This is a genomic window from Micromonospora parva, from assembly GCF_040649675.1.
Classification (GTDB): Bacteria; Actinomycetota; Actinomycetes; order Mycobacteriales; family Micromonosporaceae; genus Micromonospora; species Micromonospora parva.
On sequence record NZ_JBEZFX010000011.1, the window covers coordinates 98222 to 114756 of the forward strand.

Below are 16535 nucleotides of genomic sequence, written 5' to 3' on the forward strand. Positions count from 1 at the left end.
CATGCCGGCCACCCCTCCGAAGGCCACCTACCGCGTCCAGGTCCGCCCCGGTTTCGACCTGGACGCCACCGCCGCGATCGTCGACTACCTGGCCGACCTCGGCGTCAGCCACCTCTACAGCGCCCCGCTGCTGACCGCCACCCCCGGTTCCCAGCACGGCTACGACGTGGTCGACCACCGGGCCGTCAACCCGGAGCTGGGCGGGGAGGCCGCCCGGCAGCGGCTGCTGCGCGCGCTGCGCGACAAGGGCCTCGGCCTGGTCGTCGACATCGTGCCCAACCACGCCGGGGTGGCCGTCCCGGCCGCCAACCCGGCCTGGTGGGACGTGCTGCGCCGGGGGCGCGACTCGGCGTACGCCGACTGGTTCGACATCGACTGGGACCGTGGCCGGCTACTGCTGCCGGTGCTGGCCGACGACGCGGGCGCCCTGGACGACCTCAAGCTCGTCGACGGGGAGCTGCGCTACCACGAGCACCGCTTCCCGGTCGCCGACGGCACTGGCGACGGCACCGCGGCCGAGGTGCACGACCGGCAGCACTACGAGCTGGTGTCCTGGCGGCGCGGTGACGCCGAGCTGACGTACCGCCGGTTCTTCGCCATCGCGGGCCTGGCGGGCCTGCGGGTGGAGGACCCGGCGGTGTTCGCCGCCACCCACGAGCTGATCCTGCGCTGGGCCGCCGCCGGGGAGGTCGACGGCATCCGCGTCGACCACCCGGACGGCCTGCGCGACCCGGCCGGCTACCTGGCCCGGCTGCGGGCCGCCGCGCCGGACGCGTGGCTCGTGGTGGAGAAGATCCTGGAGTACGGCGAGGAGCTGCCGGACTGGCCGGTGGACGGCACCACCGGCTACGACGCCCTGGCCATGGCCGGTGGGCTCTTCATCGACATCGACGCCGAGGGCGACTTCACGGTGCTGGACACCCAGCTGGCGGGTCGGCGTACCTCCTGGGAGGACCTGACCCACACCACCAAGCTGGCCGCCGCCACCCAACTGCTCGCCGCCGAGCTGACCCGGCTGGCCGCTCTCGCCCCCGAGGTGCCCACCGAGCAGGCCCGCGCGGCGCTCGCCGAGCTGGCCGCCGCGTTCGACGTCTACCGCGGCTACCCGCCGCACGGCGCCCGGCACCTCGCCGCCGCCCGCTCCGAGGCCGGCCGCCGCCGCCCCGACCTGGCCGCCGCCCTGGACGCGATCACCCGCCGGCTGCGCAACCCCGACGACGAGCTGGCCATGCGGTTCCCCCAGCTCACCGGCGCGGTGATGGCCAAGGGCGTGGAGGACACCGCGTTCTACCGGTGGACCCGGTTCGTGGCGCTCAACGAGGTCGGCGACAGCCCCACCCGCTTCGGGGTGCCACCCGCGGAGTTCCACCGCTTCGCCGCCGCCCAACAGGTCCGCTGGCCGGCCACCATGACCACCCTCTCCACCCACGACACCAAACGCGGCGAGGACGTCCGCGCCCGCCTCGCCGTGCTCAGCGAACTGCCGGGCCGCTGGGCCGAGCAGGTCAAGACCTGGATGGAGTACGCGCCACTGCCCGACCCGGCGTTCGCCCATCTGCTCTGGCAGACCGCCGTCGGCGCGTGGCCGATCGAACGGGAGCGGCTGCACGCGTACGTCGAGAAGGCCGCCCGGGAGGCCGGCGCCTCGACCAGCTGGGGGGACCCGAACCCGGCCTTCGAGCAGGCACTGCACGACGTGGTCGACCGCATGTACGACGACCCGAGCCTGCACGACGAGCTGACCGAACTCGCCGCCGCGATCACCCCGGCCGGCTGGTGCAACTCCCTCGGGCAGAAGCTCATCCAGCTCACCATGCCCGGGGTGCCGGACACCTACCAGGGCACCGAGCTGTGGGACAACTCCCTCGTCGACCCCGACAACCGCCGCCCGGTCGACTTCGACGTACGCCGAGAGTTGCTGGCACGCATCGACGGCGGCTGGCGTCCCCCGATCGACACCGACGGAGCGGCGAAGCTGCTCGTCGTGTCGCGGACCCTGCGGTTGCGGCGGGCGCACCCGGAACTGTTCACCACCTACCGGCCGGTGCCCGCGCACGGGCCGTTGGGCCGGCACGCCCTGGCCTTCGACCGGGGTGGCGTGATCGCCGTGGCGACCCGGCTGCCGCTGGGCCTGGCCCGCGCCGGCGGGTGGTGCGACACAGCCCTGTCACTTCCCGTTCACGAGATGAAGGACCTGTTCACCGGGCGGGTCTACAGTGGCGGGGAGACGCCGCTGGACAATCTCCTGGCCGACTATCCCGTCGCTCTGCTGGCTCCTCCCACCGCTGCCGAGGAGGCCGTTTCATGACCGAATTCTCCGTCTGGGCACCGGACGCCACCCGGGTGCGGCTGCGCCTGGCCGGCGACACCGACCACGAGATGCGCGCCGCCGCCGACGGCTGGTGGCGGGTCGAGGTGCCCGACGCCGGCCTCGACTACTCCTTTCTGCTGAACGACGACGAAACCCCACTGCCCGACCCCCGGTCACCGTGGCAGCCTGCGGGAGTGCACGGGCCCAGCCGCCGCTACGACCATTCCGCCTTCGCGTGGACCGACAGCTCGTGGACCGGCCGGCAACTGCCCGGCAGCATCCTCTACGAGCTGCACATCGGCACCTTCACCCCGGACGGCACCTTCGACGCGGCCATCGACCGCCTCGACCACCTCGTCTCGCTCGGTGTCGACCTGATCGAACTGCTCCCGGTCAACGCCTTCAACGGCGAACACAACTGGGGGTACGACGGCGTCTGCTGGTACGCCCCACACGAGCCCTACGGCGGCCCCGACGGCCTCAAACGGTTCGTCGACGCCGCCCACGCCAAAGGGCTGGGGGTGATCCTCGACGTTGTCTACAACCATTTCGGGCCCTCCGGGGCCTACGCGCCGCAGTTCGGGCCCTACCTCGCCGAGCAGAGCAACAGTTGGGGCCGCTCGGTCAACCTGGACGGCCCGCACTCCGACGAGGTACGCCGCTACATCATCGACAGCGTTCTCATGTGGCTGCGCGACTACCACGTCGACGGGCTACGCCTGGACGCCGTGCACGCGCTGCCGGACACGCGGGCGGTGCCGCTTTTGGAGGAGCTGGCGATTGAGGTCGAGGCTCTGTCGACGCACCTGGGTCGGCCGCTGTCGCTCATCGCCGAGTCTGACCTCAACGACCCGCGGCTGATCACGCCTCGGGAGGCTGGTGGGTTCGGGCTGCACGCCCAGTGGAACGACGATGCGCACCACGCGCTGCACACGTTGTTGACGGGGGAGCGGCAGGGGTACTACGGCGACTTCGGCTCCCTGGAGACGCTGACGGACGTGCTGACCGGTGGGTTCTTCCACGCGGGGACCTGGTCGAGCTTCCGCAATCGGCACCATGGGCGGCCGCTGGATTCGCGGGTGCCTGGTCATCGGCTCGTGGCGTATTTGCAGAACCATGATCAGATCGGCAACCGGGCTACCGGGGATCGGATCTCCGCTTCGTTGTCGCCCGCGCTGCTGCGGGTTGGCGCTGTGCTGCTGCTGACCGCGCCGTTCACTCCCATGCTGTTCATGGGGGAGGAATGGGCGGCCTCCACGCCGTGGCAGTTCTTCACGTCGCACCCCGAGCCGGAGTTGGCGTCTGCGGTGCGGACGGGGCGGCGAAGGGAGTTCGCGTCGCACGGGTGGCCTGAGGGGGACGTGCCGGACCCGCAGGACCCGGAGACGTTCGTACGGTCGCGGTTGGACTGGGCGGAGCTGGACAAGCCTGAGCATGCTTCGATGTTGTCGTTTTACCAGCGGTTGATTGGGCTGCGGCGGTCTCTTCCTGATCTCTCGGATCCTCGGTTGAACGCGGTTTCTGTGCAGCACGGGGATCAGTTTTTGGTGATGCGGCGGGGGGACACGCTGGTCGTGGCGAACTTGGCTGGGCGTGGGCAGGGGGTGTCGTTGCCTGGGGTGGCTCGGCGGGTGCTTCTTGCCACGGGGGAGGGGGTCACCGTGATGCGGGACCGGATCGAGCTTCCTGCGGAGACTGCGGCGATCGTGGCGCTGTGACTGGGCACGTTGACGGGCGAGATGTTTTTGCACACGTCACCCGGGCTTACCGAGCAACGCTCGGGGCCGGAGTGGCTGACTCGACCGCTCCGGCTCTTAATCAAGTATGAGCAATGCTGGTGTGCGTAGAACCGATGATCAGCCCAATAGCTGTTCAGGTTGAACCGTCGTCGGCTGTTTCACGTAGGCTGCGCGACGCAGCCTGAAGGCGAGCAGCGGCAACTACTCGATGAATGTGCCCCTGCGCGGCGGCGTCCATGTGAGCGCCAGCCTCCAGCGCGGCTGGGAGCCATCTTGCACCCTTCTTAACCGCTAGGTGAGGTGCGAGTGATTCCAGTTCACCATCTTGGACGACTACTAATCCGAGCTTAGCAAGGGCATCGACGAGACGCACTGCTGCTGCTCTTTCCGCGCCAATCTTGAGATCTGTGCGACTGAAGTCCCTCGCCCTTGCCCTGTCCACCGCAGGCCTGCTGGCCACCATCCCCGCCGCGTCGGCCTCCGCCGCCGGCCCGTGGCCGAGTGAGGAGCCGTGGCCGCCCGGCAACTGCCAGCAGGGCACCTTCTGCGCCTGGCCCAACTGGGCTCCGGTGAACACCGGCCCCACGGAGACTCCGTCCCTGGTGACCACCGGCCCGTGGACCGGCAGCGCCCCGACGAAGACCTTCTACAACTACACGACCGCGAACGTCGAATTGGAATACCACCACACGTGGCAGGACGACTCGACTGTCATCACGCACTGCGCTACTCCGCGCGGCAACATTTTCTACCTTCAGGTCATCGTGACAAAGGTGAATTGGCACGGCTCCTGCTAGCCGCGTAGCGTCGGCCGCCGGTGTGGGCGCGACGGGCCACGCTCATCGACCCCACCCGGCGGCCCGGCCGCTGATGCCGCAGACGATTCAGCTCCACAGGCACTGACCATCACGGCAGCCGCCCCCGCCGCGCCAGCGTGCCGCGGATGGCCGCCAGGCGACGAACGTCCAGCCGGCGATGATGTCACGAGCGCACTCCGACCGTGGGTGCCGTCGCCAGCCGTCAAACGCCGGGCTCAGCGGCAGTGCCAGCCAACTGCGGACGTCTTTATGCTCGGATTTCCATCTCTGCCACCAACCCGTCGTTGAATCGGTAGACATGCGTGACGGTGTGATCCGCGATTGTCGCTCCGGTTTTGTTGCGGACGACCTGGTGGACGGTGACGACGATTCGCCCGTCGGCCTCCGCGACGAACGCGGTCGGCATGACGGTCGGTTCGAGCTGGTCCCATTGCCTGCGCCAGTAGGCACTCACCTCGTCGCGGCCGTGAACGAGGCCTCCCTCCCAGCCATTTGGCCACGACACATCCGGCGTCATGGCGGCCAGCAGTGCGGGGATGTCGCGCTCGTTGAATGCCGCGTAGAGGTTCGTGAGCAGCCTCTCCGACGTTGCGAGATCCGGCGACTTCATCGAGCCAGCATGGTTGGTGGACCAGACCTCAGGGAAGTCACTTCGCGGTCAGCAGAATGTGGGCGGTGGGTGGGAGCTGCTGTTCCAGGGCCCCTGCGGCCGCCGGGTGCGGTGAGCGCCGCCGACGCGGCGCGGCTCACTGACGCAGCGCGAGGGCTCGCAGGGCGATGTCGACCGAGGCGTGGAGGTCTTCGCGGCTCGCGCCGGACGCGGCGTGGACAGCGTGCCCTTCGCTGAGGGCCATCACGAACCGCGCCAGCGCGCCGGGATCCATGCCGTCCGGGAGGTCCCCCTCCTTCGCGGCGCGGGACAGTCGCTCCTCCACGGCCGCCTCGGTGGCGGCGCGGCCGGCGGCCAGGATCTCGGAGATGCGGGCGTTCTCCGGCGAGCAGGCCAGGCCACCCTGGATGGAGAGGCAGCCCGCCGGGTGGTCACGGTCGGTGAGGCCGTCGGCGCTGGCGCGCAGGAAGGCTTCGATCGAGGCGTACGCGGTGGGTTGGCCGAGTGCGGCGCGGGCGTTGGCCACCTGGGTGTCGTGGTAGCGGGCGAAGGCACGCTGGAACAGCTGTTCCTTGCTGCCGAAGGCGGCGTACAGGCTCGGCCGGTTGATGCCCATCGCGCTGGTGAGGACGCTCAGGGACGCGCCCTCGTAGCCGTGCCGCCAGAAGGCCTCGGTTGCCCGGTCGAGGACCGTCTCCTCGTCGAAGGCCCGGGGGCGTCCCACGGCGGGCGTCTCGGTGCTCATGGCGCCAGCGTACCGCTCGGTACAGATCGTGACCCGGGTCACCAACTGATCAGTACAAAACCCTGTTACGGTCATTGGCAACCGAGCGGTACAAAACCAGCGGCGGTCGCTCACAGGGCGCCCCGTGGTTGCACATGTAGGAGATAAGAATGACCGTCACGCTCATCACCGGTGGCAACAAGGGCATCGGGTTCGAGACCGCCAGGCAGCTTCTCGAACTGGGCCACACCGTCTACATCGGTGCCCGCGACGTCGAGCGGGGCGAGAAGGCCGCAGCCGAATTGGGCGCACGGTTCGTGCAGCTCGATGTCACCGACGACGCGTCGGTGAGCGGCGCGCTGGCGACTGTCGACTCGGCGGAGGGTCGACTCGACGTCCTCGTGAACAACGCGGGCATCCTCGGCGACGGCCCCGTCGACGGCCCCACCGCCCTGCGGGTGTTCGACACCAACGCGGTGGGGATCGTCCGCGTCACCGAGGCGGCACTACCCCTGCTCCGACGGTCGTCGAACCCGACGGTGGTCACCGTGTCCAGCAGCATGGGGTCCTTCTGGGCGGTCACCAACCCGGAACGGCCGGAATTCAATCTTCCGGCGGCGCTCTACGCGGCTTCCAAGTCGGCGGCGACCATGCTCACGATCCAGTACGCCAAGGCAAATCCGGGCATCAAGTTCAACGCGCTGGAGCCCGGCACCACCGCCACCGACATGACCGCCGCCCTCGGAATCGGACGGCCGGTGGCGGAGAGCGCCAAGACCGTCGTACGCCTGGCCACCCTTGGCCCCGACGGCCCGACCGGCACCTTCACCGACGAGCTCGGTCCCTTGAACTGGTAGTACGGGCAAACAGGGCCGGGGATGGTCGGTGGGGGAGTGGGCGGCGGGGGACGGCCCTTGGGCGACACCGATGTCCGGCGTCGCTCAAGGGCCGCTCCTGCGTCAGGTCACAGTCGCGCGGTGCTCAGCAGCTGGGATCGTTGTAGCCGCCGTGGTACGTGTTCACCTGTATCTCGAACCAAGTGCTTTCCTAGGCGTTGCGACGTTGGGCGAGCGCGTCGCGGATGGCGAGAACGACGAGCGAGAGCGGCACGAACACCCAGAGCTGGAGCACCGTGTACCGGCGCAGCTCCCGGTCGATGTCGACGCCGGCCAGTTCCGCGTCGAGGGCGCCGGGCCGCATCAGCGCGAGCGCGTGCAGGGACAGGGGCGCGTAGTTGAGACCCGCGCCGACCAGCCACACGCCGATCGCTCGGCTGCCGAAGCCGGTCGACGACGCCAGCAGCCAACTGCCCCACGTCACCATCAACACCACGCCGACGAGGAACTCGGCCAGGATGATCCGCCGTCGGCGGGTGGTTCCCCGGCTGCCGTGCATGTCGATGGCCGCCAGGCGACGAACGTTCATCAGACCGATGCTGCCAGCGGCGGGCAACCTCTGGTCGGGGCGCGGCGCTGGGCTGGCGAGCGCCCGTGACGTCCGTCCGCTCAGCCGGCGTCGGCGCAGAGTTGGGAGGTCAGGGTGGCGCGGGCCCACTCTTCCCACGCCTCCGGTGACCAGCCGCGGTCGCGGACGAAGATCAGATAGAGCTCCGGGCTGAGCACGCCGTACAGCAGGTCCGCCGCCATCTCGACGGTGAGGCCGGGGCGGGCGTCGGGCTTGCCCACCAGGGCTTCGGCTGCCGCGTACTGCACTGTGTAACGCGGATCGGCGTCGTCCGGCCACTGTGCGGCGATCTCCGGGTCGGTGGCTGCGGCGGCCGCGATCAGCGGCATGATCGGGGCGACCCGGCCCAGGATCTCGCTGGCGCCGTGCACGTGCCCGCGGAGTTGCCCGGCTGCGGTGGGGTCGGCGCACGCGGCGCGAAACCACTCACGGTCCATGGTGGCGACCGGCGCGGTGTCCCCGGCGATGGACGTGTCGACGACGTCCTTGAACAGCGTGCGCTTGTTGCGGAAGACGAAGTAGACCGTCTGGACGGCCACGCCCGCCCGGTCCGCGACCTCCTGCAGGCTCGTCGCCCCGTAACCCTGCGCGACGAACAGCTCGCGAGCCGCCTCGATGACCTTCTCGCGGGTGCGTTGTGAGCGCTCGGCCCGCTTGTCCGGCCGCTTGACCTTCTCCATGGTGCGAGCCTATCTTTAGAGTACGCCACTAGAGTTCAACTCTAAATCTCTGGAGGAGACGATGGCCCAGCTCGACGCCAGCCAGAACCCGGCCACGACGCGGCGGGACCCGGAGGAGGAGGCCGTTCACCGCGCCCTGGAGGGCTACTACCGCACCGGCAAGCCGCCGTGGGACACCGGCGTGACGCCGCCCGAGTTGGTGGACCTGATCGAGGGGCATGGCGCGCTGCCGCCCGGCCGGGCTCTCGAACTCGGCTGCGGCACCGGGACCAACGCCATCTACCTCGCGCGGCACGGCTGGGAGGTGGCCGCCGTCGATCTGATCGACAGCGCCGTCGACCAGGCCAGGGAGAAGGCCGCGGCGGCGGGAGTGGCGGTACGGGTGCGGCACGGAAACGCCACCCGCCTCGACGACCTGGACGTGCCGGGCCCGTTCGACCTGTTCTTCGACCTGAGCTGCTACTGCGGAATCCCGCTGCACCGCCGCGACGCCTACGCCGCCGGGCTCACCCACCGCGCCGCTCCCGGAGCGCTGTTGCTGATGTTCGGGTACGGCCCCGAGACACTCGACAATCCCGTCTCCGAGATCACGTCATGGGCGGCGGGCGTCACCGCCGACGAACTCCGCGACAGGTTCCCCGGCTGGGCACTCATCGACGTCACGCCGGGCACCAACTCGGTGCCGACCTTCTGGTTCACGCTGCGCCGCGACGCCTAGCACCTTCCGACCGCGTGGAGCCGGCGTGCGCGTTGCGCGATCACTCGAAGAACTTGAGGCTGAACCCGGTGTCGCTGGTCGGGCCGGGCACGTTGGCGCGGCGGTAGGTGGTGTTGCCCCACCAGCAGAAGGTGCCGGTGTACCAGAACCGGTTCGCCCACGAGTACGCGGTGCCCTTGGGTACGGCGTGGAACATCAGCGGGAACCTCGGCCCGGCGGGTGGGCTCGTGGCGATGTCGCCGTTGAGCAGCACGAAGCTGTGGTGCCCGGGGCCGTTCACGTACAGGGTGGGATCCCAGCCGGCCATCATGGTGGCCCGGTTCGAGCCGAACAGGCAGCCGTTGGACTTGTACCAGTCCCACACGTACGTGGGGTCGCCGCCGGCGCGCAGTCGCAGGTCGGCCAGGCAGTACTGGTCACTCCAGCTGCCGTTGGCGGAGTAGACGATGTGCAGCTGCCCGTTCGGGTCCCTGATCGCCTCGGGGGACTCGTTGATGAACGGGTTGCCCACCACACGCTCCCAGCTCTCGCGCGGCTGGGAGATGACGTACCGGCTACCGGTCGGGGTGAGCGGGTCGCTCATCCGGCTGAGGTAGATGTTCTGCTCGACGTTGGTGTCGCCGGCCCAGCCGGACCAGACGAACCACCGCTGCCCGTTGAAGGTGAACAGGCTGCCGTCGATGGCCCACTTGCCGCCCGGCAGCGCGAGCTGCCGCTCCGTCGTGTAGCCGCTGGCCGGCGACGCCGAGTGGATCACGTACATGCGGTGGGCGGTGCTGCGCCCGGCCGAGAAGTAGATGTAGTAGCGGCCACCGTCGGTGACGATCTCCGGAGCCCAGACCTCACCGAGGTTGCGGCTGTCCGTCCACACCTGCCGCGCGGTCGCGGCGGCCAGCGCGTCGGGTGACGCTGCCTGCCGTACGGCGATCCCGCCGTTGAGCGACTGGACGGAGATGTAGGTGGAACCGACGCGGATCACGCTCGGGTCGGCGGCCCGGAGGCTGGTCTGCCCGGCTGCCGCCGGCCCGGCGCCGACCACTGACAGGCCGGTGGCGAGCACGGCGGCCAACAGGGCGGAGAGGAGTCGCGGAAGGGTTCGACTGTCGGCGTTCACGATCGGGATTCCTCTCCGCGACGTGAGCTGGCCGGGGTCGGACCCGGATCGGGTCGGCCAGCCGTCGCGCACCTCAGAACGACAACGACTGATATCGATAGATTAGGCCAGGAGTCGACGAGCCGCAGCGTGGATTGATGGGCATGGAGCCGGCGGGGTTTCCGGGAACGTGAGAATCGGGCATGTATCTCGGCACTGCTGGAGGGGAGTGACGGCAATGCTGGTATACGGCTATCTCGGCGCGGTGCTCATCGGTGCCCTCGTCGGCCTGCTCGGACGACTCATCCTGCCGGGAAGGCAACGGATCGGCGTCGTCGCCACGTTCGTTATCGGCGTCGGCTCGGCGGTGCTGGGCACAGTGGTCGCCAAGGCGCTGCACATCGACGACGACGCAGGCGTGCGGGTCTGGGTGCTGCGCTGGGACTGGATCGTGCTCGCCATCCAGGTCGGCGTCGCGGTCATCGCCGTGGCGCTGGCGAACATGCTCACCTTCACCCGGCTCGCCGGCGGCGACGAGACGCCCCGTCGGCGGGTCCGTCGCAGCAAGGCCAAAAAGCTGAGCTGACCCCGACCAGCGCAGGGACCACCCGCGAAAGGCCGCCCCGGTTCAGATCTTCTCCGAGCATCCGCACCTGCGGCTGTTCGCCGGGAACTCGATAGCGGTCCTGGAGTGTCCGCCCCCGCCCGACTGACAGTCCCGCCGGCGCGCGTGAGCGAACAAGCGCCTACCCACTCGAGATGGCCTTGAGTGCCGCGTCGAGTGCCTGGTCCGCCGGGACGGGTACGTCGGGGACCACGCCGACGCCTTCCCAGTTGGTGCCGGTGACGCTGTTGATGGTCCGTGCGGTCGGCACGGTCACGAGGATGTGTTCGGTGACCGGGTGGCGGGCCGTCGGGTGTGCGCCGCCGCGGGTCGTCTCACCGACGACGGCGGCCCGACCGTGCGCCTGGAGGGTGTACGCCACATCCTCGCCCCCGGAGAACGTCATCGCGCTGGTGAGCACGTGGACCGGGCGGTCCACGTAGCGCGGCGCGGGAAGGTGCGCGGTCGTCCAGAACTGGCGGGTGTTGCCGGTGGACCTCTCGTAGAAGTCGTTGAGGTGCACCTGGTCGTCGCGGAAGAAGTAGCTGCACCACATCGCGGCTCCCTCCGGCGTTCCGCCGGAGCAGGCGCGCAGGTCCAGGATGAGCGCGGAGCTGAGGGCGACCAGTTGCATGGCCGCGCCGATCGCGGCGGCGCCTTCGTCGGCGTACGCGATGCGCCGCACGTCGATCAGCCCGATGTTCCCGTCCAGGTGCTCGACCCGGCGGATTCCCTGGTTCTCCGTCCTGAGGAGTGCGAGGAACGCGGCCCGCCCCCCGTCTTCGTCGGCGGGGTCCAGCGACTGCGGCTGGTCCGTCCAGAGCAACCGCAGATGCTTGTCCGGGCAGGCCTGTTGAAGATGGGCGGTCACCGTCTCGCAGAGCGCCGGTCCGTCCAGGTCGTCGTACTCTCCTGCTGCGAGACGGCGCCGGATCGCGGCGTCGATGTCCGCGACCTTCTCAGGAAAGACGTACCCGGCCTCGATCCGGTCCAGGGCCTGTCCGATGATCTGTTCGTGTGAGGGCACGGCGGGCCACGGTAGACCGCGAACGGCCTCACGGCCATCGAATTTCGCGCTCCGACCCAGACGCTAGGAGCGCGGTAGCATGCCCACGAGCGACGTGATGATCGCGACCCGCAGGGCCGTCCGCAGGTCGACATGGTGGACCGCGAGCGCCGGCTCGGACTCGTAGACGGCGAGCAGGCTGGGCGGCGGCGAGTCGTAGGCGGACAGCGCGCCAGCGATGAGCAGGGCGTGCAGGCAGAACAGCTCGGCGGGGTCGCCGACCTCGGGCAGGTGTCGCCGGACGAGGGCGGCCATCACCGCGAGGTTGCCCAGTGAGGCCCGCTTGTGGCGGCGGACCGCCTCGACCGACACGTTGTGCTCCAGCACCCCGCCCTGCGCGCCGTAGAGATCACAAAGCACCGGCTGGGCGGCGAGTGACCGGCTGAGCACGTCGGCCATCTGCTCGGCCCGTTCCGGCGCGGACCGGCTGCTGTCGACGCCGTCGGCCAACTCCTGCTCCAGCTCGGCCAGCCAGGTTGCCGTCCGGTCGTCCATCAGGTCGAGCAGCACCGCCTCGCGGGACTCGAAATAGCGCAGCACCGCCGTCTTGGCCAGGCCGACCCGCCGGCTCAGCTCGTTGAGGGTCACCTCGGCCACCGGCATCTCGTCGAGCATCGCCGAGGTGGTCTCCAGGATCGCCCGGCGCCGGATCTCACGCTGCTCCTCGCTGCGCGCCCGCTGGAACGTCATGACACCAACCCTAACTTAGGTACCGCCGGTCCCTTGACAGTGTACCGGCGGTACCTTACCGTTTCGAGCATAAGTTACCGGCGGTACATTGGGGAGCCTGAGATGAAGTGGACCGAGCAGCAGATTCCGCGCCAGGACGGCCGGGTGGCAGTGGTCACCGGGGCCAACACCGGGCTGGGCTTCGAGACCGCCCGGCTGCTCGCCGAACGCGGCGCGTCCGTCGTGCTGGCCGTACGCGACACCGCGAAAGGCGAACGGGCTGCCGCCCGGATCAACGGCGACGTCTCCGTACGGGAACTGGACCTGACCTCGCTGGAATCGGTGCGCGCCGCCGCGGCCGGCCTGCACGCCACCCATCAGCGGATCGACCTGTTGATCAACAACGCCGGGGTGATGTACACCCCGAAGCAGACCACCAGAGACGGCTTCGAACTGCAGTTCGGCACCAACCACCTGGGCCACTTCGCCCTCACCGGACTGCTGCTCGACCTGCTGCTGCCGGTGCCCGGCTCCCGGGTGGTCACGGTCAGCAGCGTCGGCCACCGCATCCGCGCCGCCATTCACTTCGACGACCTGCAGTGGCAGCGTTCCTACAGCCGCGTCGCCGCCTACGGCCAGTCGAAGCTCGCCAACCTGATGTTCACCTACGAGTTGCAGCGCCGGCTCGCCGCGCACGGCACCACCGTCGCGGTGGCCGCACACCCCGGCGTCTCCAACACCGAACTGGTCCGCAACGCCCCGGCGGTCGTCCGCGCGCCGATCACCTGGCTCGCCCCGGTGATCACCCAGCCCGCCGCGGCGGGCGCGCTGCCCACGCTGCGGGCCGCCACCGACCCGTCCGTCCTCGGCGGGCAGTACTACGGCCCCGACGGCCTCGGCGAGACGCGCGGCAACCCGAGACTGGTCACCTCCAGCCCCGAGTCCTACGACCTGGCCGTGCAGCAACGCCTCTGGGCCGTCTCGGAAGACCTCACCGGCGTGCGGTTCCCGCTCGGCCAGGCAGTCGCCGCAGCCTGACCGTGCCGAGGGTGCTGGCCGGCACTGCGCCGTTCGGGGAGGTGGGTCCCTGTGGAGCTGATATCACAGACGATTCAGCTCCACAGGGACCGAACGTCGCGGTGCCCGCCGGCCCGCTCGTCGCGCAGATACTGGCGCGTCCACTCCGCGAAGGTCGTGAGCGGAATGCCGAGGGCCCGCGCGTGCTCCGGGCGGGCGGGTCGCCCGATCGCGTTCATCTGTTCATGGGAGATGCCGGCACGTTCCGGCATTCCTGCGGCGATCGCCTCCTCCTCGGTCAGGACAGGATCTCGACGTACCCGTCGCTGCCGTGCACGCGGATCCGCTGCCCATCCTTGATCAGCCGGGTCGCGTCGAGCACGCTGACGACCGCCGGCAGGCCATACTCCCGCGCGATCACCGCGCCGTGCGTCATCAACCCGCCGACCTCCGTCACCAGGCCGGCGATGCCGACGAACAGGGGCGTCCAGCTGGGGTCGGTGTGGGTCGTGACGAGGATGTCACCCGCTTCGAGATCAGCCTGCGCCATGTCCAGGATGACGCGGGCGCGCCCGTCGACAGTCCCGGCGGACACCGGCACACCGACCAGCGCACCGGCCGGCACGTCGTCGCGCCGGTACGATCCGGTGATCATCTCGCCGTCCGAGGTGAGCACCCGGGGCGGGGTGAGCGCCTGGTCCGCCCGGAACGCGTCCCGCCGTCGCCGGATCAGGTCGACGTCCACCCGCTGCGACCGGACGACCTCGTGGAACTCCCCGAAGGTGAGGTAGAAGGCGTCTTCGGTAGCGGTGAGGACGCCGGCCCGTACCAGCCGCTCGGCCTCGGCCAGCAGGGCCTGCTTGTAGATGAAGTAGCGGGTGACGATGTCGTACTTCGGGTACTCCCGGTAGCCGATGAAGGTCCGTACCCGGTCGATCATCCGTTCGGTCTCGGCGGCCTTCTGCTCCCCGTCCGGCAGCGCCCGCAGGCGCGTCACCACCTCCTGCGCCTTGCGCTGCGCCTGCTGCCGGCCCTGCTCGAAGCGCCGCCGGGCGGCGCCCGGCTCGAAGAGCTTGACGTTGTCGAGGAGCACCGGCACGAGGGTGCTCGGGCGTTCGCTCCACCGCGGCCGGGTGATGTCGATCTCGCCGACGCAGCGCATCCCGTACCGGTCGAGGTACGCCTCGATGGCGGCGCGCGCCTCGGCCCCGCCGGCGACCTTCGGCAGCTCGTCGAGGAAGTCGTCGTCCGCGACGTCCTGCAGGAACGCCACCACCTCCGGGTGCGGACGGATCACGTCGGCGACGTCCAGCAACGCCAACCCCATCTCGGAGGTGATGTTGCCGGGGGCGGAGAGGGTGAGGGTGTCCGCCGCGTTCTTCTCGCCCAGCCATTCGTGCAGCCGGTCGTTGAGCCACCAGGTGGCCTCCATGCCCGCCATGATCGCCCGCATGTTCAGCGGATCGGCGAGGACCCGCTTGTGTTCCTGGAAGGCCTCCAGCAGGAAGTCGAACAGCGCCGTACCGGTCACCGTCGCGATGTCGCGCCGCAGGGTGGCGATGGACGCCTCGCTGCGCGCGATCAGCTCGGGCACGATCGCCGGATCGGCCTCGACCGACGCGCCGCCGGCCGGCAGCCTGGCCGGACCGGCACCGCTCGGGGGCGTCGTCGGAATGAAGCCGGGCCGGTCGAGGAGCGTCTCCAACGCGTCCTTCGTCAGCGGATCGGACTTCCCGACCATCTCCAGGAAATTGGCGCGGCTCGCCGGCGAGGCCAGCAGCCCGGTGGCGTCGACGAACAACCTGCCGCCGGCCTCCCGCATCTGGGCGATGGCCGTCAACTGCCACATGGACAGCCCCAGGGGCCGCATGGCGTCGGTCATCATCTGCTGGTGACCGACCGAGAGGTAGACGTGGTTCTCCTGGTCGTCGGCCTCGGGGACGGGGAACAGCGTGGTGATCGGTCGGCTCTGCACGATCTGGAAGTCGTCGTCGACCAGGCACCACTCGATGTCCTGCGGACGGCCGAAGTGCGCCTCGATCCGTCGCCCGAGCCGCACCAGCCGGAGGACCTGCGCCTGCGTCAGCGCCGGCTGGTCCCGCCGCTGCGCCTCGATCGCCACCTCCCGCGTTCCGCCGCCGGGCACGGCAGCGACGGCGCGCTGTTTGACGGCGACCGACCCGGCCACCACCTCCCCGTCGCGCACCCGGAAGACGTCCGGGTTCACCAGGCCGGACACCAGGGCCTCGCCGAGGCCGAAGCTGGCGTCCACCGTCGCGACCTTCCGGTTGCCCGTCACCGGGTCCGCCGTGAACAGGATGCCCGCCGCATCCGGAAAAACCATCTTCTGTACGACGACAGCCATCTGAACCGTCCGGTGGTCGACACCGTTGCGCAGGCGGTAGATGACGGCCCGCTCGGTGAACAGCGACGCCCAGCACCGGCTGACGTGCCGCAGGATCGCCGCCGACCCCACCACGTTCAGGTAGGTGTCCTGCTGCCCGGCAAAGGACGCCGTCGGTGTGTCCTCCGCCGTCGCGCTGGAGCGCACGGCGTACGCGGCCCGATCGCCGAACCGGGCGAGCGCGCCGGTGATCGCGGCGGCCAGGTCGCCCGGGATCGCGCTCTCCTCGATGCTGCGGCGGATCGCCGCGCTGAGCGTCCGAATCGCCTCCGCGTCGTCCGGGCTCAGCCGCGACAGCTGTTCGAGCTGGTCGTCGACCGCCGGCACCTGCGCCATGACCTGCCGGAAGGCGGCTGTCGTCACGCAGAATCCGGCGGGCACCCGGATGCCGTCGACCCGGGCCAGCGCGCCCAGGTGCGCCGCCTTGCCGCCGACCACCGACACCTGCGTCTCGTCCACCTCTCGAAGATCCACCAGCGGTACCCGGTCGCCGCGGTCCTCGCCCATCGACAACACACCCACGTCGCGCCCCCGTCACCTCGTTTGTGCTGGTCCGGCCGCCGATTCTGCGCCACGACCGGGGTCTTGCGGCAAGCCCCCAGGTGCGATATACGTTAG

Annotated in this window: 16 protein-coding genes; 7 read left to right on the plus strand and 9 right to left on the minus strand. The window is 70.0% G+C overall.

Features of this window, described 5'->3' with window-relative positions; all coding sequences use genetic code 11:
- Position 1 precedes the first annotated feature (1 nt).
- The 3 genes from treY (at position 2) to AB0C03_RS25820 (ending at position 4847) form a co-directional block, all read left to right on the plus strand.
- Positions 2-2308, plus strand: a complete 2307-nt coding sequence (treY, locus tag AB0C03_RS25810; RefSeq protein WP_030332620.1) for a malto-oligosyltrehalose synthase — start codon at positions 2-4, stop codon at positions 2306-2308.
- The gene (gene treZ, locus AB0C03_RS25815) at positions 2305-4029 is read left to right on the plus strand and encodes a malto-oligosyltrehalose trehalohydrolase (protein WP_030332622.1); all 1725 of its coding nucleotides are present in this window, start codon (positions 2305-2307) and stop codon (positions 4027-4029) included. The genes treY and treZ overlap by 4 nt, the downstream gene beginning before the upstream one ends.
- Positions 4030-4457: 428 nt before the next feature.
- Complete coding sequence (locus AB0C03_RS25820) at positions 4458-4847, plus strand: hypothetical protein (protein ID WP_030332624.1); 390 nt, start codon at positions 4458-4460, stop codon at positions 4845-4847.
- A 268-nt stretch (positions 4848-5115) separates the two neighbouring features.
- Here AB0C03_RS25820 and AB0C03_RS25825 read toward each other — a convergent pair whose 3' ends face one another.
- Together AB0C03_RS25825 and AB0C03_RS25830 are read right to left on the minus strand one after the other, a co-directional pair.
- Positions 5116-5478 (minus strand): nuclear transport factor 2 family protein, encoded by a 363-nt coding sequence (locus tag AB0C03_RS25825; protein ID WP_030332625.1) that lies wholly within the window; start codon positions 5476-5478, stop codon positions 5116-5118.
- A 136-nt stretch (positions 5479-5614) separates the two neighbouring features.
- Positions 5615-6223, minus strand: coding sequence for a TetR/AcrR family transcriptional regulator (locus AB0C03_RS25830; RefSeq protein ID WP_030332627.1), 609 nt, complete (start codon positions 6221-6223; stop codon positions 5615-5617).
- Positions 6224-6372: 149 nt separating this feature from the next.
- On the opposite strand from AB0C03_RS25830, the gene AB0C03_RS25835 reads away from it, so the two are divergent.
- Positions 6373-7059, plus strand: coding sequence for an SDR family NAD(P)-dependent oxidoreductase (locus AB0C03_RS25835; protein ID WP_030332630.1), 687 nt, complete (start codon positions 6373-6375; stop codon positions 7057-7059).
- A gap of 190 nt (positions 7060-7249) precedes the next feature.
- Here AB0C03_RS25835 and AB0C03_RS25840 read toward each other — a convergent pair whose 3' ends face one another.
- Both AB0C03_RS25840 and AB0C03_RS25845 read right to left on the minus strand, forming a co-directional pair.
- The gene (locus AB0C03_RS25840; protein WP_357639367.1) at positions 7250-7627 is read right to left on the minus strand and encodes a hypothetical protein; all 378 of its coding nucleotides are present in this window, start codon (positions 7625-7627) and stop codon (positions 7250-7252) included.
- A gap of 80 nt (positions 7628-7707) precedes the next feature.
- A complete protein-coding gene (locus AB0C03_RS25845) occupies positions 7708-8346 on the minus strand; it encodes a TetR/AcrR family transcriptional regulator (RefSeq protein WP_357639371.1) in 639 nt (212 codons plus the stop codon).
- 61 nt (positions 8347-8407) lie between these two features.
- Between AB0C03_RS25845 and AB0C03_RS25850 the strand changes: the two genes are divergently transcribed.
- Positions 8408-9064 (plus strand): class I SAM-dependent methyltransferase, encoded by a 657-nt coding sequence (locus AB0C03_RS25850; RefSeq protein WP_357639374.1) that lies wholly within the window; start codon positions 8408-8410, stop codon positions 9062-9064.
- 40 nt (positions 9065-9104) lie between these two features.
- On the opposite strand, the gene AB0C03_RS25855 is transcribed toward AB0C03_RS25850, so the two are convergent.
- Entirely contained in the window at positions 9105-10178 is a 1074-nt protein-coding gene (locus tag AB0C03_RS25855) for a glycoside hydrolase family 43 protein (protein WP_357639377.1), read from the minus strand.
- Positions 10179-10395: 217 nt separating this feature from the next.
- Here AB0C03_RS25855 and AB0C03_RS25860 point away from each other — a divergent pair, with 217 nt between their 5' ends.
- The gene (locus AB0C03_RS25860) at positions 10396-10743 is read left to right on the plus strand and encodes a GlsB/YeaQ/YmgE family stress response membrane protein (RefSeq protein ID WP_357639380.1); all 348 of its coding nucleotides are present in this window, start codon (positions 10396-10398) and stop codon (positions 10741-10743) included.
- Positions 10744-10903: 160 nt separating this feature from the next.
- Here AB0C03_RS25860 and AB0C03_RS25865 read toward each other — a convergent pair whose 3' ends face one another.
- Positions 10904-11788, minus strand: coding sequence for a S41 family peptidase (locus AB0C03_RS25865; protein ID WP_357639383.1), 885 nt, complete (start codon positions 11786-11788; stop codon positions 10904-10906).
- 63 nt (positions 11789-11851) lie between these two features.
- The gene (locus tag AB0C03_RS25870) at positions 11852-12517 is read right to left on the minus strand and encodes a TetR/AcrR family transcriptional regulator (protein ID WP_210866889.1); all 666 of its coding nucleotides are present in this window, start codon (positions 12515-12517) and stop codon (positions 11852-11854) included.
- A 102-nt stretch (positions 12518-12619) separates the two neighbouring features.
- Here AB0C03_RS25870 and AB0C03_RS25875 point away from each other — a divergent pair, with 102 nt between their 5' ends.
- Entirely contained in the window at positions 12620-13534 is a 915-nt protein-coding gene (locus AB0C03_RS25875) for an SDR family NAD(P)-dependent oxidoreductase (RefSeq protein ID WP_357639386.1), read from the plus strand.
- A 74-nt stretch (positions 13535-13608) separates the two neighbouring features.
- Here AB0C03_RS25875 and AB0C03_RS25880 read toward each other — a convergent pair whose 3' ends face one another.
- Both AB0C03_RS25880 and rph read right to left on the minus strand, forming a co-directional pair.
- Complete coding sequence (locus AB0C03_RS25880; protein ID WP_210858489.1) at positions 13609-13752, minus strand: hypothetical protein; 144 nt, start codon at positions 13750-13752, stop codon at positions 13609-13611.
- 59 nt (positions 13753-13811) lie between these two features.
- Positions 13812-16424: a rifamycin-inactivating phosphotransferase gene (gene rph, locus AB0C03_RS25885; RefSeq protein ID WP_210866891.1), complete on the minus strand. Its 2613-nt coding sequence runs from the start codon at positions 16422-16424 to the stop codon at positions 13812-13814.
- Positions 16425-16535: the final 111 nt, after the last annotated feature.